General features: G+C 71.5%; 23 protein-coding genes. 8 read left to right on the top strand and 15 right to left on the bottom strand.

The annotated features are described in order from the left end of the window. Positions 1 to 55 precede the first annotated feature (55 nt). The 3 genes from BM362_RS38665 to BM362_RS38675 all read right to left on the bottom strand — a co-directional run bounded on the left by BM362_RS38665 (position 56) and on the right by BM362_RS38675 (position 3,369). Entirely contained in the window at positions 56 to 1,210 is a 1,155-nt protein-coding gene (locus tag BM362_RS38665) for a M50 family metallopeptidase (protein ID WP_093576520.1), read from the bottom strand. Between the two features lie 156 nt (positions 1,211 to 1,366). Further along, the gene (locus BM362_RS38670) at positions 1,367 to 2,512 is read right to left on the bottom strand and encodes a 4-hydroxybenzoate 3-monooxygenase (RefSeq protein ID WP_093576560.1); all 1,146 of its coding nucleotides are present in this window, start codon (positions 2,510 to 2,512) and stop codon (positions 1,367 to 1,369) included. 119 nt (positions 2,513 to 2,631) lie between these two features. Then, the gene (locus BM362_RS38675) at positions 2,632 to 3,369 is read right to left on the bottom strand and encodes an AraC family transcriptional regulator (RefSeq protein ID WP_067585617.1); all 738 of its coding nucleotides are present in this window, start codon (positions 3,367 to 3,369) and stop codon (positions 2,632 to 2,634) included. A gap of 246 nt (positions 3,370 to 3,615) precedes the next feature. On the opposite strand from BM362_RS38675, the gene BM362_RS38680 reads away from it, so the two are divergent. The 3 genes from BM362_RS38680 (at position 3,616) to BM362_RS38690 (ending at position 6,295) form a co-directional block, all read left to right on the top strand. Beyond that, a complete protein-coding gene (locus BM362_RS38680) occupies positions 3,616 to 4,506 on the top strand; it encodes a RecB family exonuclease (RefSeq protein ID WP_067585620.1) in 891 nt (296 codons plus the stop codon). Beyond that, complete coding sequence (locus BM362_RS38685) at positions 4,506 to 5,297, top strand: thioesterase family protein (protein ID WP_067585623.1); 792 nt, start codon at positions 4,506 to 4,508, stop codon at positions 5,295 to 5,297. Before BM362_RS38680 ends, BM362_RS38685 begins: the two co-directional genes overlap by 1 nt. 62 nt (positions 5,298 to 5,359) lie before the next feature. Further along, positions 5,360 to 6,295 (top strand): ParA family protein, encoded by a 936-nt coding sequence (locus tag BM362_RS38690; RefSeq protein WP_067585626.1) that lies wholly within the window; start codon positions 5,360 to 5,362, stop codon positions 6,293 to 6,295. Positions 6,296 to 6,370: 75 nt separating this feature from the next. On the opposite strand, the gene hisG is transcribed toward BM362_RS38690, so the two are convergent. The 3 genes from hisG to BM362_RS38705 form a co-directional block, all read right to left on the bottom strand. Beyond that, positions 6,371 to 7,216, bottom strand: a complete 846-nt coding sequence (gene hisG, locus BM362_RS38695) for an ATP phosphoribosyltransferase (protein WP_093576521.1) — start codon at positions 7,214 to 7,216, stop codon at positions 6,371 to 6,373. A gap of 35 nt (positions 7,217 to 7,251) precedes the next feature. Continuing rightward, the gene (locus tag BM362_RS38700) at positions 7,252 to 7,515 is read right to left on the bottom strand and encodes a phosphoribosyl-ATP diphosphatase (protein WP_027927607.1); all 264 of its coding nucleotides are present in this window, start codon (positions 7,513 to 7,515) and stop codon (positions 7,252 to 7,254) included. 64 nt (positions 7,516 to 7,579) lie between these two features. Continuing rightward, positions 7,580 to 8,266, bottom strand: coding sequence for an HAD family hydrolase (locus BM362_RS38705; RefSeq protein ID WP_255366189.1), 687 nt, complete (start codon positions 8,264 to 8,266; stop codon positions 7,580 to 7,582). A gap of 151 nt (positions 8,267 to 8,417) precedes the next feature. On the opposite strand from BM362_RS38705, the gene BM362_RS38710 reads away from it, so the two are divergent. Next, positions 8,418 to 9,329 carry a PAC2 family protein gene (locus BM362_RS38710; protein ID WP_067585632.1) on the top strand — a complete coding sequence of 304 codons (912 nt, stop codon included), beginning with the start codon at positions 8,418 to 8,420 and terminating at the stop codon, positions 9,327 to 9,329. A 319-nt stretch (positions 9,330 to 9,648) separates the two neighbouring features. Here BM362_RS38710 and BM362_RS38715 read toward each other — a convergent pair whose 3' ends face one another. The 4 genes from BM362_RS38715 to BM362_RS38730 all read right to left on the bottom strand — a co-directional run bounded on the left by BM362_RS38715 (position 9,649) and on the right by BM362_RS38730 (position 12,954). After that, on the bottom strand, positions 9,649 to 10,479 hold the full coding sequence (locus BM362_RS38715; RefSeq protein ID WP_067585635.1) for a metallophosphoesterase family protein: 831 nt from the start codon (positions 10,477 to 10,479) through the stop codon (positions 9,649 to 9,651). Continuing rightward, positions 10,443 to 11,699: an MFS transporter gene (locus BM362_RS38720; protein WP_067585638.1), complete on the bottom strand. Its 1,257-nt coding sequence runs from the start codon at positions 11,697 to 11,699 to the stop codon at positions 10,443 to 10,445. The genes BM362_RS38715 and BM362_RS38720 overlap by 37 nt, the downstream gene beginning before the upstream one ends. Then, entirely contained in the window at positions 11,696 to 12,280 is a 585-nt protein-coding gene (locus tag BM362_RS38725) for an ArsR/SmtB family transcription factor (protein WP_067585641.1), read from the bottom strand. Before BM362_RS38725 ends, BM362_RS38720 begins: the two co-directional genes overlap by 4 nt. Positions 12,281 to 12,363: 83 nt before the next feature. After that, positions 12,364 to 12,954: a dienelactone hydrolase family protein gene (locus BM362_RS38730; protein WP_232791769.1), complete on the bottom strand. Its 591-nt coding sequence runs from the start codon at positions 12,952 to 12,954 to the stop codon at positions 12,364 to 12,366. Positions 12,955 to 13,199: 245 nt separating this feature from the next. Here BM362_RS38730 and BM362_RS38735 point away from each other — a divergent pair, with 245 nt between their 5' ends. Continuing rightward, positions 13,200 to 14,825, top strand: coding sequence for an ABC-F family ATP-binding cassette domain-containing protein (locus BM362_RS38735; RefSeq protein ID WP_093576522.1), 1,626 nt, complete (start codon positions 13,200 to 13,202; stop codon positions 14,823 to 14,825). Positions 14,826 to 14,895: 70 nt separating this feature from the next. Here the strand turns inward: BM362_RS38735 and mshC are convergent, their stop codons facing one another. Together mshC and BM362_RS38745 are read right to left on the bottom strand one after the other, a co-directional pair. Continuing rightward, positions 14,896 to 16,134, bottom strand: a complete 1,239-nt coding sequence (gene mshC / locus BM362_RS38740; protein WP_067585650.1) for a cysteine--1-D-myo-inosityl 2-amino-2-deoxy-alpha-D-glucopyranoside ligase — start codon at positions 16,132 to 16,134, stop codon at positions 14,896 to 14,898. Between the two features lie 81 nt (positions 16,135 to 16,215). Further along, on the bottom strand, positions 16,216 to 16,980 hold the full coding sequence (locus tag BM362_RS38745) for a MerR family transcriptional regulator (RefSeq protein ID WP_093576523.1): 765 nt from the start codon (positions 16,978 to 16,980) through the stop codon (positions 16,216 to 16,218). Between the two features lie 117 nt (positions 16,981 to 17,097). On the opposite strand from BM362_RS38745, the gene BM362_RS38750 reads away from it, so the two are divergent. Further along, positions 17,098 to 18,411 (top strand): cytochrome P450, encoded by a 1,314-nt coding sequence (locus BM362_RS38750; protein ID WP_093576561.1) that lies wholly within the window; start codon positions 17,098 to 17,100, stop codon positions 18,409 to 18,411. Positions 18,412 to 18,480: 69 nt separating this feature from the next. On the opposite strand, the gene BM362_RS38755 is transcribed toward BM362_RS38750, so the two are convergent. Continuing rightward, complete coding sequence (locus tag BM362_RS38755) at positions 18,481 to 20,439, bottom strand: vWA domain-containing protein (RefSeq protein WP_093576524.1); 1,959 nt, start codon at positions 20,437 to 20,439, stop codon at positions 18,481 to 18,483. Then, positions 20,439 to 21,836 (bottom strand): ATP-binding protein, encoded by a 1,398-nt coding sequence (locus BM362_RS38760; protein ID WP_093576525.1) that lies wholly within the window; start codon positions 21,834 to 21,836, stop codon positions 20,439 to 20,441. Before BM362_RS38760 ends, BM362_RS38755 begins: the two co-directional genes overlap by 1 nt. Positions 21,837 to 21,936: 100 nt before the next feature. On the opposite strand from BM362_RS38760, the gene BM362_RS38765 reads away from it, so the two are divergent. After that, positions 21,937 to 22,734 carry a hypothetical protein gene (locus tag BM362_RS38765; protein WP_093576526.1) on the top strand — a complete coding sequence of 266 codons (798 nt, stop codon included), beginning with the start codon at positions 21,937 to 21,939 and terminating at the stop codon, positions 22,732 to 22,734. A gap of 132 nt (positions 22,735 to 22,866) precedes the next feature. Here the strand turns inward: BM362_RS38765 and BM362_RS38770 are convergent, their stop codons facing one another. Further along, the gene (locus BM362_RS38770; protein WP_067594164.1) at positions 22,867 to 23,910 is read right to left on the bottom strand and encodes a ferrochelatase; all 1,044 of its coding nucleotides are present in this window, start codon (positions 23,908 to 23,910) and stop codon (positions 22,867 to 22,869) included. An 87-nt stretch (positions 23,911 to 23,997) separates the two neighbouring features. Between BM362_RS38770 and BM362_RS38775 the strand changes: the two genes are divergently transcribed. Beyond that, positions 23,998 to 24,582, top strand: a complete 585-nt coding sequence (locus BM362_RS38775; protein WP_093576527.1) for a TetR/AcrR family transcriptional regulator — start codon at positions 23,998 to 24,000, stop codon at positions 24,580 to 24,582. Positions 24,583 to 24,858 lie beyond the last annotated feature (276 nt).

The following is a 24,858-nucleotide window of genomic DNA, read 5'->3' on the forward strand; positions in this document are numbered from 1 at the left end:
ACGCCGACGTCGAATCCTCGCAGGTCGTCCCGCGCCCGTCGTGCGCGGGTGCCCGTCACTGAGCGCGACGGCCCTGCATCAGCGCGGTCCGCAGGTCTTCCCGGCGCAACACGCCCGCGGGACGGCCTTCGTCGTCGACCACGAGGAACTGCCAGGCAGGCGTCTCGCGCACGCGCTCGGCGATCTCCTCCCCCGGCTCCGACGCCAGCAGCACAGTCTCCGCCCGGATCGGCTCGGCCGCTTGCTCGGCGGGCGCGTGCGGGCTGACGCTCGCCAGCTGGTGCGCGGCTTGCTCGTCGAGCAAGCCCGCCGCGACGCCGTCCGCGCGCACCAGCACGACGCCACGTCCCGCCGAGGCCGCCAACGCGTCCGACACCGGGCTTTCCGCGGGCAGCTGCAAGACCGGACGCACCAAATCGGACAGTTCCAGCCCGGCAGGCCAGCCGCGCCGGGCTTCCGCCGCCAGCTCGGAGCGGGCACCGAGGATCACGAACCACGCCGTCACCACGCACACCCCGAGCCGGAGCCAGCGGTCCGGGCTCTGCATCGCCAACCCGAGCAGCGCCCAGACGATCAGCCCGGTCGCGACCAGCGCCCCGCCCGCGACCGCGGCCCGGGTCCCCTTGGCCCGCAACCCGGTCATCGCCCAGACCCCGGCGCGCACGAGCCGTCCGCCGTCCAGCGGCAATCCCGGCAGCAGGTTGAAGAAGCCGACCGCGAAGTTGGCCACCGCGCACTCCGCGACGAGCAGCCACACCGCACCGTCGGGCGGCACCGCGAACAGCAGCAGCGAACAGAACCCGCCCAGCACCAGCGAAACCGCCGGCCCCGCCGCGGCGACGAGCCCTTCCTGACCCGGCCGGCGCGGCGTACGGGCCACTTCGGACAGTCCGCCGAGAAGGAACAGCCGCAGCCGCCGGACCGGGATCCCCAGCCGCAGCGCGACGAGGCAGTGCCCGAGTTCGTGCGCGAGCACGGAAAGCCCGAGCAGCACCGCGAACGCGGCGGCGAGCAGCCACGCCGTCGGCGTCGAAACGTCCGGCAGGAGCCGCCCGACCAGCGGCGCGTAGAGCACCACGATGATCAGCGAGCCGATCCACCACGACGGGGCGAGCAAAACGGGCACCCCGCCGACCCGGAACAGCAGCAGGCCGCCGTCCCCGCCGGCGCGCCGGGCGGGCCCGGCGCCGTGCTGAGGGGTCGCGGCCATGCCGGACAGCGTAGGGGGCCGCGTGTGGGAAGCCGGTGACCCGGTCCCCCCGGACGGGTGGTGTCGGTCTCGCCCCGGCCTCGGTCCGCGAACGTCCGTGAAGGACTCCTTCGGGGAATCAGGTTCTCTCAAGGAGTCCTTCACGGACCCAGCCGGTCAGGCGGATCGCGGCTGGACGAGGTTTTCCAGATTCGCCAGCGCTACCTGCTTCCGGAACTCCCCGCGATAGGACGCGTCGCCGGAGTCGTGCATAGTGTCCGTCATCCAGACCGCCGACGCCTGCCGTTCCCAGACATGCGCCAGACAGGTGTCCGAGTAGCTCTCCAGCAAGCTCGGATCGTCCTTCGCCACCTGATGGACGAGCGCGTGCGCGAGCACCTCCGCGTCGTGCAGCGCGAGGCTCATTCCCTCCGCGCTCATCGGCGAAATGAGGTGCGCCGCGTCCCCGAGAAGGCACAGCCTGCCGTAGCGCATCGGGCTGAACACGACCCCGCGCAGCGGCACCACCTGCTTCGTCGCGATCGGCCCGCGCGGCACCGGCGCGGCGAGCCGGGTGCCGAGTTCGTCCCAGACGCGCTCGTCCGGCCAGTCACCGACGGCGTCGTCGACCGGACACTGCAGATAGATCCGGCTCGCGTCCGGCCCGCGGGTGATCTGCGCAGCGAAGCCCCGGGCATGCACTGCCATCACGGCCAGCGGATCGGCGGGCACTTCCGCCATGACGGTCAGCCAGGCGTACCCGAACTCGTGGCTGTGGCACGCCAGGAATCCGTCCGGGATCGCCGTCCGGCTGACGCCGTGGAAGCCGTCGGCGCCGGCGACGAACGCGCAGTCGATCGCCTTGGCGCCCTCGCCGTCCCGGTAGCGCACCCTGGGTTGTTCGGTGCCGAGCTTTTCCAGCGTGACGTCCGCCGCCTCGAACCTGAGGTCGCCGCCGTCGCGGAGGAAGATCCGGACGAGGTTCCGGACGAGCACCTGCTGCGGGACGAACGCGCCCGCGCCGTCCTCGCCGGAGTCCATCCGCCAGGCGCGCTTCTCGCCGTGGACGATCAGCGGCAGGACGACGTCGGACGGCCCGCCGCCGTGTCCCTCGACGGCCTCGCCGACTCCCCAGTCGTGCAGCGTCCGCACGCCGCGGCCGTCGAGGGATCCGGCTCTCTGCCGCTGCTCGACGTACTCGCGGCTGTTCTTTTCCAAGACCGTGCAAGGGATCCCGCTGCGGAGAAGAAACGTGCCGAGCGCGAGCCCGGCCACCCCGCCGCCCACGATGACCACGGTGGTTTTCCCGTCTGCCTGTGTCATGTTTCCTTCCCCGGAAAGAGTGCTGGTGAACTGGATGATCACCACTTTCTTCCCGGTCCCGCAGCGGCGGCCACCAGGCATCGGGCGCCCGATCACGAAAACCCGCCAACTTGCGCCCGCTACTCGCCGCGGCCGCGCAGTCCCGCCTGGTATCGCCCCGGCGTCTGCCCGACCACCGCCGTGAACGCGCCGATGAACGCCGACGGATTCGACCACCCGCACGCGATCGCCGTGTCCGTCACCGATTCGCCTTCGGCGAGCCGGAACAACGCGTGGTGGATCCGCAGCACCGTGCGCCACCGCTGAAAACTCATGCCGAGATCGGCATGGAACAACCGGCTGAGCGTCCGCTCGCTGGCCCCCGCCGCCCGCCCCAGCCCGGCCAGGGTCTCCTCCCGCCCGGGATCCTCGTGCAGCAGCTCGGTGACGGCCCGCAACCGGTCGTCCCGCGGCTCCGGAAGATGCAGCGGCTCCCCCGGAACCTCCCTCAGCTCGTCGAGCACCACCGCCCGCACCCGCCGCGCCGCCTCGGCCGACCGCTCCTTTTCGCCGGTCAACGCCAGAATGCCGGCCCGCGACAACGGCGACACCGCGAACACGCAAGGCTGCCGGGCCAACGCCCCGCACTCCTCGAAGGGAACGGCGAGGATCCGCGTGTCGGTGCGCCCGTAGAACCGGTGGGAATGCTCGAACCCCGGCGGAGTCCACGTGACGCGGTCGGCAGGCGCGACCCAGGTCCCGAACTCGGTGGTGGTGGCGAACACCCCGCTGGCCGCGTAAACCAGCTGCCCGCCCGGATGGGAATGACTCCCCATCCGGAACCCGCCCGGCAGCCACCCCGCCCCCTGCGGCGTCATCCCGCCCGGCTCCCCCACCCAACCAACCCTACCCACGCACGACACGCCCCCCGCCCAACCACCCGCACCCAGCCACCCCCCGACCCGACCCCAACGCGGGATCGCGTCGGCGTGCGGAGGGGCAGCGTGCCCGGCCCCCCAGGCCGGGCGCGCTGCCCCTCCGCACGCCGACTTGAAGGCGATCCCGCCGCCCCGCCGAAGGCGGGGCCAACACAATTGTCGGTGCCCGGCGTTACGCTCTGCCCCATGTCCGACACCGCCACGGTCACCACCCCTCCCGGGGCCGACGCGCCTGCCAGGAGGCGGCCCGCGTTGTCGCCGTCCCGGGCGAGCGACTTCAAGCAGTGCCCGCTGCTCTACCGGTTCCGCGCGGTCGACCGGCTGCCGGAGGCGCCCACCCGGGCGCAGCTGCGCGGCACGCTCGTCCACGCGGTTCTGGAGCGGCTTTTCGCGCTGCCCGCCGCCGAACGCGTCGCGCCGCGGGCGAAAGAGCTGCTCGCGCCGACCTGGACCGAGCTGTCCGGCGACAGTCCGGAGTGGACGGAGCTGTTCGCGGGCGGCGAACCCGGGGAGACCGACAAGTGGCTGGCCTCGGCCGAAAAGCTGCTTGATTCGTACTTCGAGCTGGAAGATCCGCGACGGCTGGAGCCGGAGGCGTGCGAGCTGCACGTCGAGATCGAGCTGGGCTCGGGCGTGCTGCTGCGCGGGTACATCGACCGGGTGGACGTCGCGCCGACCGGCGAAATCCGGGTCGTGGACTACAAAACCGGCGCTGCCCCGCGGGAAATCGGCGAGGCCAAAGCACTGTTCCAGATGAAGTTCTACGCGCTGGTGCTGTGGCGGTTGCGCGGGGTCGTCCCGCGGCAGCTGAAGCTGATGTACCTGACCGACGGCCAGTCGCTGGCCTACACGCCGGACGAGGCCGAGCTGGTCCGGTTCGAGCGCACGCTGGAGGCGATCTGGCAGGCGATCCTGAAGGCGGGCAAGACCGGCGATTTCCGGCCGAACAAGGGCAGGCTGTGCTCGTGGTGCGACCACCAGGCGCATTGCCCGGAGTTCGGCGGGACGCCGCCGGAGTATCCGGGCTGGCCCGAGCCGGATCCGGGCGAGGAGACGGCCCTGGACCGGGCCGACTGATGGGCGACGCGTTCTTCCTCCCGCTCGGCGGCGAGCGGTACGAGGCGACTGAACACACCAGCGGCCCGTGGAGTCCCGGCGCGCAGCATTTCGGCCCGCCCTCGGCGCTGCTGGTGCGCGGGCTCGAACGGCTGGAGTCGACGCGTCCGGCGCAGCTGGCCCGGGTCACGGTCGAAATCCTCGGCCCGGCTCCGGTGGGCGAGCTGGAGCAGCGGTCGTGGATCGAGCGGCCGGGCCGGACGGTCGAATTGGTCCAGTCCGAGCTGTCCGCGAACGGCCGGGCGGTCGCGCGGGCGTCCGGGTGGCGGATCGCGACGTCCGACACCGCCGAGATCGCCACCGACGGCGGTCCGCTGCTGCCCGCGGCCGACGCGGGCAGCGAAGCGGCCTTCCCGGAGGACTGGCAGGGCGGTTACCTGCACGCGATCGAATGGCGTTCGGTCCGCGGCGCGATCTCCGCTCCGGGCCCGGCCGCGGTGTGGGCGCGGCAGCGGTATCCGCTGGTCGACGGTGAGGAGCCGACGGGCCTGCAGCGGCTGTTCGCCATCGCCGACTCCGGCAACGGGGTGTCGCACTTCCTGCCGGCGGCGCAGTGGTGGTTCATCAACTCGGAACTCACCGTGCACCTGCGCCGGATCCCCGAGGGCGAGTGGATCGGGCTTGACGCGGTCACGCTGGTCGGGCCGCACGGGATCGGCACGGCGAGCAGTACGCTGCACGATCGTTCCGGTCCGGTCGGCACCGGCGCGCAGGCTTTGCTGGTGCGTCCGCGACAGGCCGGGGGCGGATGAGCGCGCCGCGGCGGGCAAGTCCGATAGCCTTCGCGGAACGACCGACAAGGGAGCGCTCCGGCATGCAGATCACCTCGGTGGTCAACCAGAAGGGCGGGGTGGGCAAAACCTCGCTGAGCGTGGGCGCGGCGGCGGCCCTCGCCGAACGCGGCAGGCGGGTGCTGCTCGTCGACCTCGACCCGCAGGGGCACGCGACGACCGAGATGCTCGGCCTGGACGAGGTCCCGGCGGACGCGCCGAGCCTGGCGAAGGCGCTGACCAAGCTGTGGAAGGGCCCGATCGAGCAGCTGGCCGTGCCGCATCCGCGCAGCAACCTGGGCCGCGGCGGCGCGCTCGACGTGATCCCGACGTCGCCGGGGATGTTCGACCTGATCCGCAGGCTGGACCAGTTCCGGGTGCCCGGCTGGCAGCTGGCGCGGGTGATCCAGTTCGCGCACTACGACCACGTGATCATCGACTGCCCGCCCGCCCAGGACGTGCTGACGAACAACGCGCTGGCGGCCTCGCACGGGATCCTGGTGCCGGTCCAGCCGGACAAAACGAGCATCCGGGCCCTGCGCCTGCTGTCGGAACAGGTCCGCTACGTCGAACAAACCACCGGCCGCGCCCCGATCTCGTGGTTCGGCATCGTCCCCGGCCTCTACCGGCGGCCCATTTCGCACTACGCCGCGGCCGCGCTTCAGGAGATGTACTCCTTCGGCGTCCCCATGCTCTCGCACGTCCCGCTGGGCGTCGTGATGAACGAGGCAGCGGCCCACGGCGTCCCGGTCACGACGTTCGCCCCGGAAACCATCCAGGCGGTGTCGTTCCGGGAAATCGCCGAAACCCTGGACGGCTACCTGGCGCAAAACCCCGGCCCCACCGAGGTTCCCGCCGACGACGAGTTCGTCTTCGAGGACTTCATCTCCGAGGTCGCGGTAGCCCGCAACGTCAACGACAACGGCGCGCGCAAGAAGCTGTACGACCTGATGCCGAAGCGCCCGAACCGCCCGCGCTGAAGACTGTCCACTTCGGACTCAACACCAACGCGGGATCGGGCCGGAGGCGGCTCCGCCGCGGCGGAGCCGCCGCTATCAGAGTCGGCAGGACCGGATGTCGGAGGCCAGCACGGCTTTCGCGCCGGTTTCGGCCAGCTCGTCCATGATCCGGTTGACTTCCTTGCGCGGCACCATCGCCCGCACCGCGACCCACTTCTCGTCCGCCAGCGGCGCCACCGTCGGCGACTCCAGGCCCGGCGTGATCGAAATGGCCTGCTCCAGGATGTCGCGCGGGCAGTCGTAGTCGAGCATCATGTAGTGCTGCGCGAAAACCACGCCCTGCAGCCGGGCCGCGAGCTGCGCCTTGGCCCGGGAGCCTTCGCTGCCGGCCCGCTGCAGCAAGACCGCCTCGGACCTGCAGATCGGCTCCCCGAACGCGACGAGATTGTGCTGCCGCAACGATCGTCCGGACTCGACGACGTCCGCGATCGCGTCCGCGACCCCGAGCTGGATCGAGATCTCCACCGCGCCGTCGAGCCGGATGACCTCGGCCTCGACCCCGTGGCGCGCGAGATCGTCGCGGACCAGCCGAGGGTACGACGTCGCGAGCCGCTTGCCGTGCAGGTCAGCCGGTTTCCAGTCCCGTCCGGACGGTGCGGCGTAGCGGAACGTCGAGGCGCCGAACCCGAGCGCGAGCACCTCGTCGACCGGCGCTCCCGAATCGAGCGCGAGGTCGCGGCCGGTGATGCCGAGGTCGAGGTCGCCGGAACCGACGTAGATGGCGATGTCCTTCGGCCGGAGGAAGAAGAACTCGACCTCGTTGACCGGGTCGAGCACGGTCAGGTCCTTGCCGTCATGTCGCTTGCGGTAGCCCGCCTCGGAAAGCATCTCCGCCGACGCGGCGGCGAGGGCTCCCTTGTTCGGCACGGCAACACGCAGCATTCGCTCTTCTCCTCGGTCTCCGGTGCGCGAGCGCGTCACAGGTAGCGGTACACGTCCTCGGTCGAGATTCCCCGGCCGAGCATGAGCACCTGCACCCGGTACAGCAGTTGCGAGATCTCCTCCGACAGCCGGTCGTCGGATTCGTGCTCGGCGGCGATCCACACCTCGCCCGCCTCTTCGAGCACCTTCTTGCCCTGTGCGTGCACTCCGGCGTCCAGTGCGGCGACGGTGCCGGACCCGTCGGGACGGGTACGCGCGCGCTCGGCAAGCTCCGCGAACAGCTCATCGAAGGTCTTCACGGGGCCGGATCCTTTCATCCCGCGCTCGTCCGCGCCGTTCCGGGTGACCCGGAAGCCGCCGAGGTCACAGCGACGGCAGCAGCGCCGCCAGTTCGGGCACGCCGACTCCGGCCAGGGACGTGCGGAACACCCGGCGCGGACCGTCCGGGACGGCCACGTCGTTGGGCACGACGAGCACCGCGCAGCCAGCGCTTTCGGCCGATTCCGCGCCCGGCGGCGAGTCCTCGACCGCGACGCACCGGTCCGGTGCCACGCCGAGCAGTTCGGCGGCCTTCAGGTACGGCCGCGGGAGGGGTTTGTTCTGGCCGCCGACCTCGTCGCCGCAGACCGTGACGTCGAAGAAATCCCGCCCGATCGTGTCGAGCGCGAGTTCGGTCAGCGCCCGTTCGGTGGAGGTGACCAGGGCGGACTTGAGCCCGGCCGCGCGGACCGCGGCCAGCGCCTCGCGCGCGCCCGGCCGCCAGGGCAGCGCGTCGTCGAACAGCCCGGCGGTGCGGCGGCGGATCCACTCCCCCGTTTCCGCGACCGCTTCCGGGGTGACCGGGCGGCCGGTCTGCTCCAGCAGCACGGTGGCGGTGGCGTCCATGTTGGACCCCACGAGCGTCATCCGGACTTCCTCCGAAAGCGTGCCGCCGAGCGCCTCGGCGGCCTCGTACAGCGCGACGTCCCACAGTTTCTCGGAATCGACGAGGGTGCCGTCCATGTCCCAGAGGACAGCCGCCAGTCCGTCCGAAGAGGACGGTGCAGTCACAGTTTCTCCTTGTCCGGTGCGGCGCCCCGGCCGGGCGCGCTCGCCTCCAGCGTCCCACGCCGACCGCCGTGAGCGGGGCCACACCCGCCCCGTGACACGCGGGGGCGGACACGCCGCGCAGCGTAGGCGGCCGAGGCCGTAGGCTGGTCAGGTGAGTGAGCCTGTCGACGACACCCCGCGGCCCGGCGACCCGGAGCAGGACCGCACCGATGCCCAGCGCCCGATCATGATCCTGGCCTTCGAGGGCTGGAACGACGCGGGCGACGCGGCCAGCCAGGCGATCGAACACCTCCAGCTTTCCTGGGACGCGACCCCGCTGGCCGAGCTCGAGCCGGACGACTACTACGACTTCCAGGTCAGCCGCCCCATGGTGAAGATGGTCGACGGCATCACCCGGCGGGTCGAATGGCCGACCACCCGGCTGTCGGTGTGCCGTCCCGAGGGCTTCGACCGCGACCTGGTGCTGGTGCAGGGCCCGGAGCCGAACATGCGCTGGCGGAAGTTCTGCGCGGAGATCGTCGAGCACGTCCAGGAGCTGGACGTGGCGATGGTGGTCGCGCTCGGCGCCCTGCTGGCCGACACCGCGCACACCCGGCCGGTCCCGGTCACCGGAACGGCCTACGACAAGGACACCGCGAGCAAGTACCGGCTCGAGGTGAACAACTACCAGGGCCCGACCGGGATCGTCGGGATCCTCCAGGACTACTGCGTCCAGGCCGGCATCCCGGCGGTGTCGATCTGGGCCGCGGTCCCGCACTACGTCTCGCACCCGCCGTCGCCGAAGGCCACGCTGGCGCTGCTGCACAAGCTGGAGGACGTCCTCGACGTCGAGATCCCGCTGGGCGCGCTGCCGGAGCAGGCCGAGGAATGGCAGCAGACGGTCAGCGAGATGGCCGACGAGGACGAGGAAATCAGCGAGTACGTGCGCGGCCTTGAGGAACGCGGCGACGCCGAGACCGACTTCACCATGGAGGAGGTCTCGGGCGACAAGATCGCCGCCGAGTTCGAGCGCTACCTGCGCCGCCGCCGGCCAGGGCAGGACGGCGGGTTCGGCCTCCGCTGACCCGCTCACGAGCCACCCCCGCGAGCGGACGCACCGGGCCGCTCGCCCGAATGACGGCGCCGATCGCGCCGCTCTGGTGCCGTGCCGTGCCGAGCCCGTCTCGTCGACCGGCCTGGCGCGAGCGACGTCGCGCGGACCAGGTGTTCGGCAAGGCTCTCGTGGCGGCAGTGCTCGCCGCGACCACCGCGTCGGCGGCGGCCTCGGTCTCGCCGGTGAACGCGGATGGTTTGGCGTCTGCATGGACTACGCGGTGTCCCGGCGCAGGTCGCGGCGACCGCCTCTCGTTCGGCTGATCCCCTGACGGGCGAGCCGGTCGCGCTCAGGCGGTGAGCAGCTTCCGCACCGGAACCGCGCCGCGCTCCCGCTTCCGCCACTCGCGCGGGTAGCCGAGCGAGACTTCCTCGAACCGCACGCCGTCCGCGGAGGTCGTGCGCGGGATGTGCAGGTGCCCGTACACGGCCAGCTCGGCTCGGTAGCGCAGGTGCCAGTCCTCGGTCTGCGTGGTGCCGCACCAGAGCGCGAAATCAGGGTAGTACAACGGGTTTGTCGGATGCCGGTGCAGCGGCCAGTGCGACATCAGGATCGTGCGGCGGCCGGCCGGGAGCGCGTCCAGCCGGTCGCGGCTGATCTTCAAACGCTGCTCGCACCAGGCCGCGCGCGATGCGTACGGGTCCGGATGCAAGTAGTACTCGTCGGTGCACACGACGCCGATCTCGCGAGCGTGCGCGAGCGCCTCTTCGCGGGTCTTGCCCTCGGTCGCCGGGGTGCGCCAGCTGTAGTCGTAGAACACGAACAGCGGTGCGACGGTCAGCGGCTCCGGGCCGAAGTCCCATACCGGGAACTCGTCCTCGGGCGTGAGAACGTCGATCTCGCGGCACTGCTCCACGAGGAATTCGTACCGCGCCTGGCCGCGCAGCTGGCACGCGTCGTTCGGCGTGGTCCACAGCTCGTGGTTGCCCGGGACCCACACGACTTTCGCGAACCGCTCGCGCAGTCTCGCGAGCGTTTCGCGGATGACCTTGGCGGACTCGGCGACGTCGCCGGCGACGAGCAGCCAGTCGCCGGGATCGTCGGGCACGACCTGGTCGACGATCGGGCCGTTGCCCTCGTGGGTCACGTGGAGGTCGCTGGTGGCGAAGAGAGACGGCACTTGTCCACCGTAACGACTTTCCGCGCCCGGGAGCGCCGGAACCGCCCATTCCCCCACCCCAGAACGACCAGCCCGGCGCTCACGTGGAGGCCTGCCTGCACGTTCAGCAGCACTGTCGGCCCGGTCACCGCGACGAGCGCGCCGGCCAGCAGCGAACCGGCCGCCGTCCCCGCGGCCATCAGCGCGTACACCGTGCTCAGCACCCGTCCCGCCCGGTCCGGGCCGGTCTCCGCCTGCACGTGCGACAGCAGCCCGGCCCCGGCCACCACGGCGGGCGCGCCGACCGCCATGAACAGCCCGGCATACACCCCGAGCGCCGTCGTCGCGCCCGGCAGATTCCAGATCGCCACCGACATCAGCCCCGCGGCGACCAGCCCCCAGCCCTGCAGCAGCACCGGCGCGACCCGGCGCGCCAGCGTCGCCACCGCGAACCCGGCGGCCAGGCCGCCGATCGCCTGCACGCCGCGCAACAGCCCGGCGTCGGCCTCGCTGCCGCGCAGGATGTCGAGCACGAACACCACGAACAGCACCAGGAACATGCCCTGCGCGAGCGAGGTCAGCAGCGCCGACACGCTCGTCGCCCGGAGCCGCTTGCCCGCCAGATCCCGGACGCCCGCGAGCCAGTCCGCCTGTTCGGGCGCGGTCTCGCGCACCGCCACCCGGCGGAAGGGGAACGCGAGCAGCATCCCCGCGACCGCGAGCGCGACGAGGTAGCCGACGATCACGCGGTCCAGCCCGCCCCAGCCCAGCAACGCTCCCCCGGCCCAGCCGCCCGCGAGCCGCGCGACGCTGCCGTTCACGCTCATCAGCCCGTTCGCCGGCGTGACGTCCTCGACGCCCACCAGCTCCGGCACCAGCGCACTGCGCGCCGGTTCGAACACCGACGCCAGCCCCGCTTGCGCCGCCATCACCGCGTAGACCGCCGCGACCGGCAGCTCGGAACCGACCAGCAACGGCAGCACCACGACCGCCTGCCCGGCGCACACCGCCGCCAGCACGACCCGGCGGTCCCACCGGTCGGCGACGATCCCCGCGACCGGGCTCAGCAGCACCGCGGGCAGCAGTCCGAGCACGATGCTCAACGCCGTCGTGACCGCGGAGCCGGTGCGGACGAACAGGTACACCGGCAGCGCGACCTGCAGCATCCACTCGGCGGTCTCGCCGAAGAACGCGGAGACCCAGAGCCGGGCGAATCCCGGTGCGGCCAGCAGCCGTCTCATGCCGGTTTCCCGTCGTGCCCGATCCGGCGGAAGGCACGCATCCCGAGGAAGACCGCGCGGGCGTCCGCGGGCGCGTCCTCGCGGATCGTGCTCACGTACGGCCGGATCAGGTCGTCGATCGCCTTGGTCAGCGCGGCGACTTCCCCGGGCGTCGCGTTCAGCCCGTAGGAGAAGAACCCGCCCGTCTCGCGCCAGTCCTCGTCGAGCTGCTCGACCGTGTCGAGGTACCGCTGGGTCAGCTCCTGTTCTTCGGCCAGTTCGGTGCCGGTGACCGCCAGCCGCGCGGCTGCGAGCGCCGGGTCGCCGCCCGGGCCGCCGAGCACCAGCCCGACCTGGCAGGCCCGCCACGGCCGCTCCCGGCCGTCGCCGCCCTCGGCTCGCTCGACCAGGCCGTGTTCGGCCAGTTTGCGCAGATGCCAGCTGCAGTTCGACGCCGTCGAGCCGACCGCGTCCGCGCATTCGCTGGCGGTCGACGGGCCGACTGCCATCAGGTGGTGCACCAGCGCCGATCGCAGCGGGTGCGCGAGGGCCCGCAGCAGCTCGACGTCGTCGACCCGCTTGCGCGGGGGCAGTTCAGTCATCGGCCGTCCAAACTATGAAGGGTTTCTTTCGAAACGATTCTTTCAGAGTTGCAGGCCGCAGTCCCGGCGTCAAGCCGCCCCGGTTACACCGAGGCGAGGAAAGCGCGCACGCGCTCCATGAGCGCTCCGGCTGCCTTGGGGTCGTAGGCGGGCAGCGAGGAGTCCGCGAAGAGGTGCTGGTCGCCCGGATAGACGAACAGCTCCGCCCGCGGCGCCGAGCTGACGAGTTCGCGGGCCGCCGGCAGGTCCTCCTCGAAGAACTCGTCGTTCTCTTTGCCGTGGATCTGGACCGGCACGCCGGCCGGCCAGGCCGGCCCGAACGCCGTGACCGGCAGGCAGGAGTCCATGAGCAGCGCACCGCGCGCGCCGGGGACGGTCTGCGCGAGCCGCTGCGCGATGGTGACGCCGAACGAAAACCCGGCGTACACGAGTTCGGGCCCCAGCGCCGCGGCTTCGGCGATCCCCCGCTCTCGCAAGCGCTCGACCCCGGCTTCGCGGGCGAACGCGAACCCGTCCTCGATGCCGGCGAAGGTCCGGCCCTCGAACAGATCGGGCGTGTGCACCGTGTGCCCGGCCCGGCGCAGCTCGTCGGCCACGCTCCGCACTCCGTCGGTCAACCCCTGGATGTGGTGGTACAGCACGACTTCAGCCATGTCGGCGATCCCCTCAGTCACTGAAGCGGTTATCGGAAACGTCCGGCAACACTAGCCACAGCAGGCATCCTGACCAGCGCTGGCCGATCTCCGCGGAAAACCAGTTGCCGGGCAGGGCGCGCTCCGGGTTATGCTCCCGGCCATCATGGACAGCTGAACCGAGCCCTCCCCGTATCGAGGCCGCTCCCGGTCGAGCCCTGCTCCCGGGAAGCCGCGCGTTGCCCGTCGGGGATTTTGCTTCCACCGCGAAGGCCCGGTGCTCACTCATGTCTACTGTCCTGCACGCCTCCGACCTCGTTTTCGGCTACGGCGCCCGCACCGTCCTCAACGGCGTTTCGCTCGTCGCGTCGCCCGGGAGGCGGATCGGTCTCGTCGGCGAGAACGGCGTCGGGAAATCCACCTTGCTCCGGCTGCTCGCCGGGCTTGAAGTCCCTCGCGGCGGCGACGTCGTGCGGCACGGCGATCTCGGCTTCCTCTTCCAGGAGCTGCCGTTCGCCGGCACCGCACGGGTCTCCGACGTTCTCGACGAGGCGCTCGCCGAGATCCGCACCGCCGCGGCGACGCTCGACAAGCTCGCCGCCGCGCTCGCCGAGCGTCCCGACGACCCGGAGGTGCTCAGCGAGTACGGCCACGTCCTGGAATGGGCGCAGGCCCACGACCTGTGGGACGCGGACCGGCGCGCGGATCTCGTCCTCGCCGGTCTCGGGCTCGGCGACATCAGGCACGACCGGCGGCTGCACACCCTCTCAGGCGGCCAGCGGTCGCGGCTCGGGCTGGCCGCGCTGCTGGTGCGGCGGCCGCGCATCCTGCTGCTCGACGAACCGACCAACCACCTCGACGACGACGCCATGGAATTCCTCGAACGCCATCTCGCGGAATTGACCGGCGTCGTCGTGCTGTCCTCGCACGATCGCGTCTTCCTCGACGCGGTCTGCACGGACATCGTGGACCTGGACCCGGTCCCGGCGGACCGCCGCGTCGGCGGCGCGACGCGCTACGGCGGCAGTTACACCGACTACCTCGGCCAGAAGAAGGCCGAACGGGCCCGCTGGGAACAGCGGTTCACCGAAGAACAGGAGGAGCTCAAGCAGCTGCGGGAATCCGTGCACGGAACCGCGCGCCGCGTCGCACACAACCGTGCGCCGCGGGACAACGCGAAGATGCTCTACGACTTCAAGACCGGTCGCGTGCAGAAGCAGATTTCCCGCCGCGTCCGCAACGCCCAGCTCAAGCTCGACACGCTGGAGCGCGAGCAGGTCCGCAAACCCCCTGCGCCACTGCGGTTTCGGGCCGCGCTCACCGCGGCCACCAGCGGCGAAGGCCCGGCGGTGTCGGTGCGCGGCGTCGCCGTTCCGGGCCGGGTGCAGCTGGACGAGCTGGACGTGGACCGCAGCGCGCGGCTTCTCGTGACCGGCGGCAACGGGGCGGGCAAGTCCACGCTGCTGTCGGTGCTGGCCGGTCAGCTCACGCCGCCGGCCGGAACCGTCCACTTCGGACCCGGCGTGCGAGTGGGGTTGCTGGAACAGGACGTCACGTTCGCCCGGCCCAAGCGGACCGCGCACGAGGTGTACCGCGCCGCGGCCGGGGAAGGCGCACCGTCGCTGTCCACGCTCGGGCTGCTGCCGCCGAGGGAACACGACCGTCCGGTCGGCGAGCTTTCAGTAGGCCAGCGTCGCCGGTTGGCGCTGGCGGTGCTGCTCGCGGAGCCGCCGGACGTGCTGTTGCTGGACGAGCCGACCAACCACCTGTCGCTCAGCCTCGCCGAGGAATTGTCCGAAGCGCTCGACAGCGCTCCGGGCGCGGTTGTCCTTGCTTCGCATGACCGATGGTTGCGCCGTCGCTGGGACGGCGACCACCTGGCGCTGGCCGATGGCCGGCGCCAGGATGTATAGGTCGTTATACAATCAAGTCGGCGGGCAGCGGCCGGAAGCGCGTTCCGGCCGCTGCCCGGTCCCCGCAAACTCAGAGAACGATGCCCAGCAACGCGTCCACGGCCTCCTTGACCAGGCCCGGAGCGGCCTGATCGGTGCCGTCGCGGCGCAGCGCCGAGGTGACCCACGCGTCGATCGCCGTGAGGGCCTTCGGCGTGTTCAGGTCGTCGGAGAGGTGGTCGCGCAGCCGCGCCACGGTGTCCCCCGCGTCGGGCCCGGCAGGCAGCGCGACGGCTTCGCGCCAGCGGGCCAGCCGGTCCTGCGCGTCGGCCAGCAGCTGGCCGGTCCACGCCCGGTCCTCGCGGTAGTGCCCGGCGAACAGCGCGAGCCGGATCGCCGCCGGGTCGACGCCGTCGGCGCGCAGCCGCGACACGAAGACCAGGTTGCCGCGCGACTTCGACATCTTCTCGCCGTCGAGCCCGATCATCCCGGCGTGCACGTAGTGGCGGGCGAACGGGTGGTCGGCGGCGACCGCCTCGGCGTGCGCGGCGCTGTACTCGTGGTGCGGGAAGATCAGGTCGGACCCGCCGCCCTGCACGTCGAACCCGAGCCCGAGGCGGTTCACCGCGATCGCGCTGCATTCGATGTGCCAGCCCGGCCGTCCGGCGCCCAGTTCCGACTCCCACGACGGCTCGCCCTCGCGCGCGACGCGCCACAGCAGCGCGTCCAGCGGGTGCCGCTTGCCGGGACGGTCCGGGTCGCCACCGCGCTCGGCGAAGAACTTCGCCATGGTCTCGGCGTCGTAGTTCGACTCGTAGCCGAACCGGCCGGTCGCGTCGTGGTCGAAGTAGACGTCCGGGAACTCGGCGTCGTCCGCACGGTAGGCGCTGCCGTCGGCGAGCAGCTTCGCGATGACCTCGACGATCTCCGGGATCGCCTCGACCGCGCCGACGAACTCGCGCGGCGGCAGCACCCGCAGCGCCTCCATGTCCTCGCGGAACAGCGCCGTTTCGCGCATGCCGAGCACGATCCAGTCGTCCGAATCGCGTTCCGCGCGCTCCAGCAGCGGCTCGTCGATGTCGGTGACGTTCTGGACGTAGTGCACCTCGTGCCCGTTGTCCTGCCACACCCGGTTGACCAGGTCGAACGCGAGGTAGGTGGCGGCGTGGCCGAGGTGGGTGGCGTCGTAGGGGGTGATGCCGCAGACGTACATCCGGGCAGCGGCGCCGGGCGCCGTCGGGCGGACCTGCCCGGTCGCGGTGTCGTGGAGCCGGAGGGGGCGGGGCGTGCCGGGCAGCCGGGGCACGGCGACGGATGACCAAGTCTGCATGCCTCCGACTGTAAGCGTGACGTCTGTCCGTTATCCCACCCGGTGGGAGAGACAACTGTGGTGTCCCTCCCACCGGAGCGATCAGGCCCGCTGTCGCACGGCGTTCGCCCGGACAGCGTCACGCACGTACGCCCCGATGCCGGGCCGCTGCTCGTCCTCCCGGACGAGGAACGCCAGCTGCGCGGGCTCGTCCGCGTACAGGTCCGCGATCCGCTGCTGCATCTCGTACCCGCACTCCCCCATCGCCGCCGACAGCATCGCCCGGTGCTCCTCGGCGAGCTGTCCGGCCGCCGGGCTGTCCGCGGGCACGCCTTCGCCGGCCAGCGCGACCAGGCGGCGCACCCAGTCCTTCCGCTGCCGCTCCGCCTCGGCCCATTCCTGCCTGGTCTCCGGCAGCCGTGCCCGCTGCCACTCCGGTGTTTCTCCCCAGCGGCGCACGGCCTCCTCCGCATAGCCTTCCGGCTCCCGGAACCCGCCGAACACTTCGAACTTCTCCTCGGGCGTCAACGCGTTGCCCATGGCTCTCGCCTCCAGCAATCGATCGACGGCCGCGACCATGCGCTCGATCCGGTCCGCCTGCGCCACCAGCAGCTCCCGCTGCCGTTTCAGGTGGGCGCTGGCGTCGGTCCCCGGCTCCGCGAGCACGGACGCGATCGTCTCCAGGGGAAAGCCCAGCTCCCGGTAGAGCAGGATCCGCTGCAGCCGGTCGAGATCGGCGCCGTCGTAACGCCGGTAGCCGGACGCGGTCCGCCCGCTCGGCGACAGCAGCCCGATCTCGTCGTAGTGGTGCAGCGTGCGCACGGTGACGCCGGCCAGCGCCGCCGCCTCGCCCACCCGGTAGCCCATCGCTCTCCCCCCGTTTCTTCGGCCGAATGGCCCTTGCGAGAACCCACGATCGCGCCTCACGTCGCGTGAGGGTCAAGTCTGGTGGACACCGCCGCCGGGCGCGAGTACGAACGAAGCATGGCTCTGCGCACGCCCGTCCGCGCCCATTCCGCGCTTCCGCCCGGCCCGCGCCTCCCGCTCGCGGTCCAAACCGTCCTTTTCGGCGCTTTCCGCAACTCCCTGCTGCCGCTGCTGCGACGGCGCTACGGAGACGTCGTGCGGCTGAAGCTGTACCCGGAGCGTTCGGTGGTGCTGGTCGGCGACCTCGGCCTGGTCCGCGAGATCTTCGCCGGTCCGGTCGAGACGTTCCATGCCGGCGAGGGGAACATGGTGCTCAAACCCATGCTGGGCGAGCATTCGGTGCTGCTCACCGACGAGGAGCAGCACCGCAGGGCGCGGAAACTGCTGATGCCCGCCTTCAACGGCGCGGCGATGCGCGGATACCGCGACATGGTCACCGAGCTGACGGTCGCGGAGCTGGAGCGGTGGCCGCGGGGCCGGGCGTTCCGGGTGCACGACCGGATGCGGGCGCTGACGCTGGAAGTGATCCTGCGGGTCGTCTTCGGCGTGGCCGACGGACCCCGGCTGGCGGAGTTGCGCGTGGCGCTGGAGCGGGTCATCGACATCAGCGCGCTCGACCTGTTCGGCTGGCACAGTCCGGCGTTGCAGAAGTTCGGGCCGTGGCGGCGGAACCGGGAACGGCAGCAACGGGTCGACCAGCTGCTGTACGCGGAAATCGCGGAGCGGCGCGCGGCACCGGATCTGGCGGAGCGGACCGACGTGCTGTCCCGGCTGCTGACCGTGCCCGGGGACGATCAGCTCAGCGACCTCGAACTGCGCGACCAGCTGATCACGTTGCTGCTGGCCGGGCATGAGACCACGGCGACCGCGCTGGCTTGGGCGCTGCACGAGCTGGCCCGGGATCCGGTCACCGCCGCGGCGGCCGCCCGCGCCGCTGACGAGTGCGACGAGAAGTACCTCGAAGCGGTCGCGAAGGAGGCGATGCGGCTGCGGCCGATCATCTCCGAGGTTTCGCGGAAGCTCACGAAGGATGTCCAGGTCGGGCCCTACACGGTTCCGGCCGGATACATGGTGCTGCCCTCGATTTCGATGATTCACGCGGACGCGGAGCACCATCCCTCGCCGGAGGTGTTCGATCCGGCGCGGTTCCTCGGCAGCGGCCCGCCTGCGGGCAGCTGGTTCCCCTTCGGAGGCGGCGCGCGGCGCTGTCTCGGGGCGGGGTTTTCGTTGCTGGAGGCGACAATTGTGCTGCGGGAGCTGTTCGCGCGGTACCGGGTCAGCGCGCCCAGCCCTCGCCCGGAGCGGGTCAAGACCCGGCACATCACGCTCGTGCCCGGCGACGGCGCGCGGATCATGGTGCACCGCCGGTAAGCCCGTGCCGGGCTCCTTGAGGGAATCGGATTCCCCAAGGAGCCCGGGACGGACCTTCGCGGAGCGGGGTCAGCGGCGGCGGGTGCGGAGGTAGTCGCCTACTACCGCCGCGCCGAGGCCGTCCAGGTCCGGGGCCACGACCCGGCCGCCGGAGCGGCGGGCGATGCTGTCCACGAAGGCCTCCAGACGCGGGTCGTCGCCCAGCCGGAAAACGGTCACCGACGCGCCCAGTTTGGCGATCCTGTCCACTTCGGACAGTGTCTTGTGGATAGTCGCCGGTTCGGGCGGGTAGGAGAATTCCGCTTCGCCGTCGGGTTCCAGGTGCGCGGTGGGTTCGCCGTCGGTGACCATGAGGACCACCGGCTGGGCGTCCGGATGCCGCCGCAGATGGCGTCCGGCCAGCAGCAGCGCGTGGTGGGCGTTGGTGCCTTGCTCCCAGGTGCCTTCCAAGCCGACCAGCTCCGGCAGCTCCACCGGCATCGCGTAGCGGCCGAAGGTGATCAGCTGCAGGGCGTCGTTGCGGAATCTGGTGCTGATCAGCTGGTGCAGGGCCAGCGCGGTGCGCTTCATCGGCAGCCAGCGGCCCTCCTGGACCATCGACCACGACGTGTCCACCAGCAGCGCGACCGCGGCTCGGGAGCGGTGTTCGGTCTCGATGACCTCGACGTCCTCGACGTCGAGGCGCACACTCCCCGCGCCGGCCGCGGTGGAGCGCAGCACGGCGTTGCGCACTGTTCGCGGAACGTCCCAGGGCTGCAGGTCACCGAACCGCCACGGACGGCTCGAACCGGTCGGTTCGCCCGCCGCGCCCGCGGATTCGGTCTCGCGCTCCCCGGTTTTGCCGCGCAGCGAATTGACCACATCGGACAGTGCGGTCTCGCCCAGGCGGCGCAATGCCTTGGGAGACAACCGCAAGGTGCCGTCCGCCGCACGCTCGAACAGGCCCTGCTGACGCAGTTCACGCTCCAGCTCGGACAGGCGGCGGGCATCGACGCCCGCGTCCGGACCGAGCTGGCGTTCCAGTGCTTCCAGATCGATGTCTTCCAGGCGCGCGCCCGGATACGACTGGCCCAGTTGCTCGGCGAGAGCGTCCAGTTCCGCCAGGTCGGCCATTGCCTGCGCGCCTTCGCCGAGCCCCAGCGGGTCTTGGCCGCGGAAGCGCGAGGACGAGGTCCAGTCCTCCCCCGGCCGCAACGCGCGCAGCTGGGAGTCCAAAGCGGACAGTTGCTGCGCCAGCCTCGGATCGCCGAAGGCTTGCCGCGCCAGCTCGGCCAGTTCGGCCCGCTGTTGTTCGGACATCGAATTCAGCATGCGCTGCGCGGCGGCGGAACGGGCGGCCAGCACGTCGATCAGCTCGTCGACGTTCCGCGGGTTCTCCGGGAAGAACTCGCCGTGCCGCCGCATGAACTCGCTGAAGCGTTCGCCGATGTCGCTCGCGCCCTGTGCGTGCGCGGACAGCAGCGCGTTGAGGTCGCCGAGCATCTGGTTGATCCGCTCGACGTCCTGCGGGCCGGCGTTCCGCATCGCCTGTTTCATGCCCTGGAACCGCGCGTCCAGCATCTCGCGGCCGAGGAGGTCGCGGATCTGCTCGTACTTCTGCCGGGCCTCGTCCGAACGCCAGTCGTACTCGTTCAGCTCGCGCACGGCGGCGGCGGTGCCGGGCGGCAGGGCGTCCAGCCGGGCTTCGCGGAAGCGGGCCTCGTCGTCGGGGTCCGGGAACAGTTCCCGGCGCTCGGCCTGGAGTGCGTCCCGCAGCAGCTGCTGGACTTCCTGGAGCGTGCCGTCCAGCCGGTGCCGCCGCTGGATCTGCGAACGGCGCTGCCACAGCTGACGGGTCAGCTCGTCGAGGCCTGCGGTGCCTTCGGTGCCGCGGCGCAGCAGTTCTTCCAGCGCCGAGCGCGGGGACGAACCGCCCATCACCTCGCGGCCGATCTCGTCCAGCGCGTCCCGCAGGTCCGCGGGCGGGGCCAGCGGATCCGGCCCGTCGTGCCACGGGCCGTAGGAATATCCCTCCGGTAAGAGCGGCATTACTGGCCGTACACCGTCGTGCCGTCGTCGGAGTCCTTCGCCAGCCTGCGGGCGAGGAACAGCGACTCCAGGGCCAGTTCGACCGCCGCCGCGATCCGGCCCGCCGGTTCGTCAGCGGACACTCCGGCCCGCTGGGCGACCTCGTGCAGCACCGGCAGTTCCGGCAGCGCGGCAAGGACTTCCGCGCCGGGGACGCGCTCGCCGGTGGCGACGAGATGGCCGTCCGCGACCGCGTCGGACAGCGGGCGCAGGTCCAGTCCGGCGAACCGTTCGCGAGCGGTTTCCGCGATCGCGCGGCGCATCAGGTGCACGAGGTGCTCGACCTCGCGGCCTTCCTCGCCGGGCTCGAACTCGACCTTGCCGCGCAGCACGGCGGGCACGGCTTCGAGGTCGACCGGCCGCGCGACCGCCGGGTCCTCCCCGGTCACCGCCGCCCGGCGCAACGCGGCCGCCGCGACGGTTTCGGCCGCTGCCACCGCGAACCGGGCGGACACGCCGGAACGCTGGTCGATCACCGGCGATTCGCGCAGGTTGCGCACGAACCGGGCCAGCACCTCCAGCAGCGGCTCGCCGACCTCCGCGACGAGGTTCGCCTCCTGGCGCACCACGGCGACCTCGGACCCGACGTCCATCGGGTAGTGCGTGCGGATTTCCGCGCCGAAGCGGTCCTTCAGCGGCGTGATGATCCGGCCGCGGTTGGTGTAGTCCTCGGGGTTGGCGGTGGCGACGAGGAGGACGTCCAGCGGGAGCCGCAGCGTGTAGCCGCGGACCTGGATGTCGCGTTCCTCCATGACGTTCAGCAGCGCGACCTGGATCCGCTCGGCGAGGTCGGGCAGTTCGTTGATCGCGACGATGCCGCGGTGCGCGCGCGGCACGAGTCCGAAGTGGATGGTCTCCGGGTCGCCGAGGCTGCGGCCCTCGGCCACCTTCACCGGGTCGACGTCGCCGATCAGGTCGCCCACGCTCGTGTCCGGCGTGGCCAGTTTTTCGGTGTAGCGCTCGCTGCGGTGCCGCCAGGCCACCGGGAGGTCGTCGCCGAGTTCGGCGGCGCGGCGGATCGAGGCGGGCGTGATCGGGTCGAGCGGGTGTTCGCCCAGTTCCGAGCCCTCGATGACCGGGGTCCACTCGTCGAGCAGGCCGGCCAGGGTGCGCAGCAGGCGGGTCTTGCCCTGGCCGCGTTCGCCGAGCAGGACGACGTCGTGGCCGGCCAGCAGCGCGCGTTCGAGCTGGGGAAGCACGGTGCGGGAGAAGCCGACGATGCCGGGCCAGGCGTCGCGGCCCTCGCGCAGCGCGGCGAGCAGGTTGTCGTGGATCTCGCGCGCGATCGGGCGCGGGGCGTATCCGGCGGCGCGGAGCTCGCCGGCAGTACGGGGAAGAGCGTCGGGAACAGCGTTCACCCCTTCGACGCTACTGACCGTTCCGGCATCCGTCGATGTGGAGCGGCTCCAGCCGGGCGGGGATCGGCGCAGCCGGGAGGAACCGGTAAAATCAGCGGTCGTGTGCCGACCCAGTGCGACTCTCGCCGTCTGGTCCTCCGCGTGGCTGAACGGGGCCGCGGCGTCCGACGACGTCCTCGACGCCTTGCAGGACTGGGCCGAGGCCCACGACGTGGTCGCGGCCGATCCCGCCGCGGCCGACGCGTTCGATCTCCCGCTCGCGTTCCATCGGGCGGCTACTCCCGTGCAGCTGCTGCTCGCACTGCGGGCGCAGGGGGCGGCGAGCGCCCAGCTGGTGCTGCCGGTGCCTGGCGATGTGCGGGGTCTTGGCGGTGCCGGCCCGTTCGCCGACGCGGCGTTGCGGTGCGGCGAGGCGGTGGTGCTCGGCGGGCTGGCGTTCGGGCTGGTGCCGGAGCCGATCGCCGAGGGGCTGATGCGGTGGACGGTGTATTCGCTTCCCGCGCCGGTCGCGGTGGAGTATCAGCCGTTGCCGGATGCCGAGCACGGGTTGACTGACGCCGTCCGGGCCAGTGCCGGGGCGCTGCAGACGTTGGATGTGGCCAGCGATCGGCCAGGGGTCCGGGCGGAGTTGTCGGCGCATTTGCGGGCCCGGCCTCAGGTGGAGTGGCCTGCCGGGACGCCGGGGCGGGCGCTGCGGGTGTTGCAGCGGGCGGAGGAGATTTCGGCGATTGTGGCTGTGGCTCGGGCGGATGACCCGGGTGGGGCGTTGTCGGCTTCGGCGGTGAATCAGCGGGCTGAAGCGTTGCGGCCGCTGGCTGAGGCGGTGCGGGGGGCTCGGACTGCTTCGGTCAATGAGGCGGTGCGGGTGTTTGCCGAGCAGGGGGATCGGCAGGTTTGATGCCTGTTCCCGGCGGGAGGGCGGTTGCCTCGATCGCTGGGTGCGGCGGCCGTGGGCGGGGTGGTCCCCTCACGCACGACGGCGGGATCGTGAGGGGACCCCTGAGGGAATCAGAGTCAAAGAGGGTGACGGTCAGCGGGTGGGGCGGCGCGGGGGTTCGCAGCAGGAGACTGCGCAGGGGGCGCCGTTGACGGTGCAGCCCGCGGACGGGAAGGGCGACAGCTTCCGGGCGGGGGCGTCGGACAGGTGTTCGCGGACCAGTTCGACCACCATTTCGGCGAACCTCGGGTCGGCGTCCGGTGTCGCGGCGCGGGCGAAGGCCATGCCGTGTTCCGCCGCACGGTCGGCGGCTTCGTTGTCCAGGTCCCAGATTACTTCCAGGTGGTCCGCGACGAAGCCGATCGGGCTGACCACTACGGAATCCACGCCCTGCGCGTGCAGGGCGTCGATGTGGTCGACGATGTCCGGTTCCAGCCACGGAATCTGCGGCGGGCCGGAGCGCGACTGCCAGACGACGTCGTACTCGGCGATCCCGGCTTCGGCGGCCACGAGGCGCGCGGCTTCGGCGATCTGGCTCGAGTAGCGGCGGCCGCCTTCCGACGGCGGGCCGGAGGCAAGGTCGGCGCTTTCCGGGATCGAGTGGGCAGTGAAAACCGTACGGGTGCCGGGGCGGTCGCCGAGTTTCGCGTGGGCGGCGCGGACTGCGTCGGCGACTGCGGCGACGAACAGCGGATGGTCGAAGAACTGGCGCAGCTTCACCAATTCCGGCGCATGGTCGCCGACGGCGGTGCGGGCTCGTTCGATGTCCTCGTCGTACTGGCGGCACGCGGAGTAGCCGCCGTACGCGCTCGTCGGGAACACCAAGGCGCGGCGGACGCCCGCCTCCTTCATTCCGGCCAACGTGTCCTCGACCATCGGCGCCCAGTTGCGGTTGCCGAAGTGCACCGGGAGTCCGATGCTCTCCGCCGCGAGCTGCTTCTCGACCGCCGCGATCGCGGCGCGGTTGAGCCGGTTGATCGGCGAAACCCCGCCGAAGTGCTGGTAGTGCTCGGCAACCTCAAGCAGCCGCTCGCGCGGCACGCCCCGGCCCCGGGTGACGTTCTCCAGGAACGGCATCACCTCGTCAGGCCCCTCCGGACCGCCGAACGAAAGCCATAGCAACGCGTCGTAACCCACGGTGCTCATCCTGCCCCTGTGGCGCCCCGCACGCCTCGGCGGCCCAGTTATGTACTGAGCTATCTAAAATGTGTTAGCGTGCCCGGCATGCCGAGGCCACGAGAGTTCGACGAGACCGAAGCGCTCGAAGGCGCCATGAACGCCTTCTGGGCGCGCGGATACGAAGCGACCTCGACCGGGGAACTGTGCGCCGCCACCGGACTCGGCCGCAGCAGCATCTACAACACGTTCTCCAGCAAGCACGAACTGTTCCGGCGCGCGCTCGGCCACTACTCGCGCCGCGGCATCCGAATGCGGGAAACCCTGCTGGACAACGCCCCCGACGGACTAGGCGCCATCCGCCTGCTCCTCGCCTCGGCCATCGACGACGAACTCGAAACCGGCAGACGCGGCTGCCTGATGGTGAACACCATCGCCGAGTTCGGCACCACCGACCCGGAAGTCGCCGCACAGGTGAACGCCGACACCGAAGCACATCTGTCCGCACTGGCGCACGTCGCCCGCACCGGCCAGGCAGACGGCAGCGTCACCCGCGACCGCGACGCCGCCGACATCGCAACCTTCATCCACGCCACCATCTCCGGAATCCGCACGATGTCCCGCCGCGGAGCAGAACGGAAAGCGCTGACGTCAGTAGCAGAACTAGCGACAAGCGCCGTCTCCCGACGCTAACCCGCCGCCCCAGCCGGGATGCCCCACCACCCGAAAACCGCCGCCGACACACCCAACAATCGAGGCACCCAGCCCTACCCACGCACCCCGAATCGAGGCACCCAGCCCTCCCCCGCAGCCGACACACCCAACAATCGAGGCACCAGTCCCTCCCCCCACGCCCGACACACCCAACAATCGAGGCACCCAGCCCTTCCCCCGAACCGTCAGCACACTCAAGCTTCGGGGTGCCCCACGCAACCCCACAAGCGATGTCGCCCCCAGGCGACGAGCCGA

The organism is Amycolatopsis rubida (genome assembly GCF_900115345.1).
Classification (GTDB): Bacteria; Actinomycetota; Actinomycetes; order Mycobacteriales; family Pseudonocardiaceae; genus Amycolatopsis; species Amycolatopsis rubida.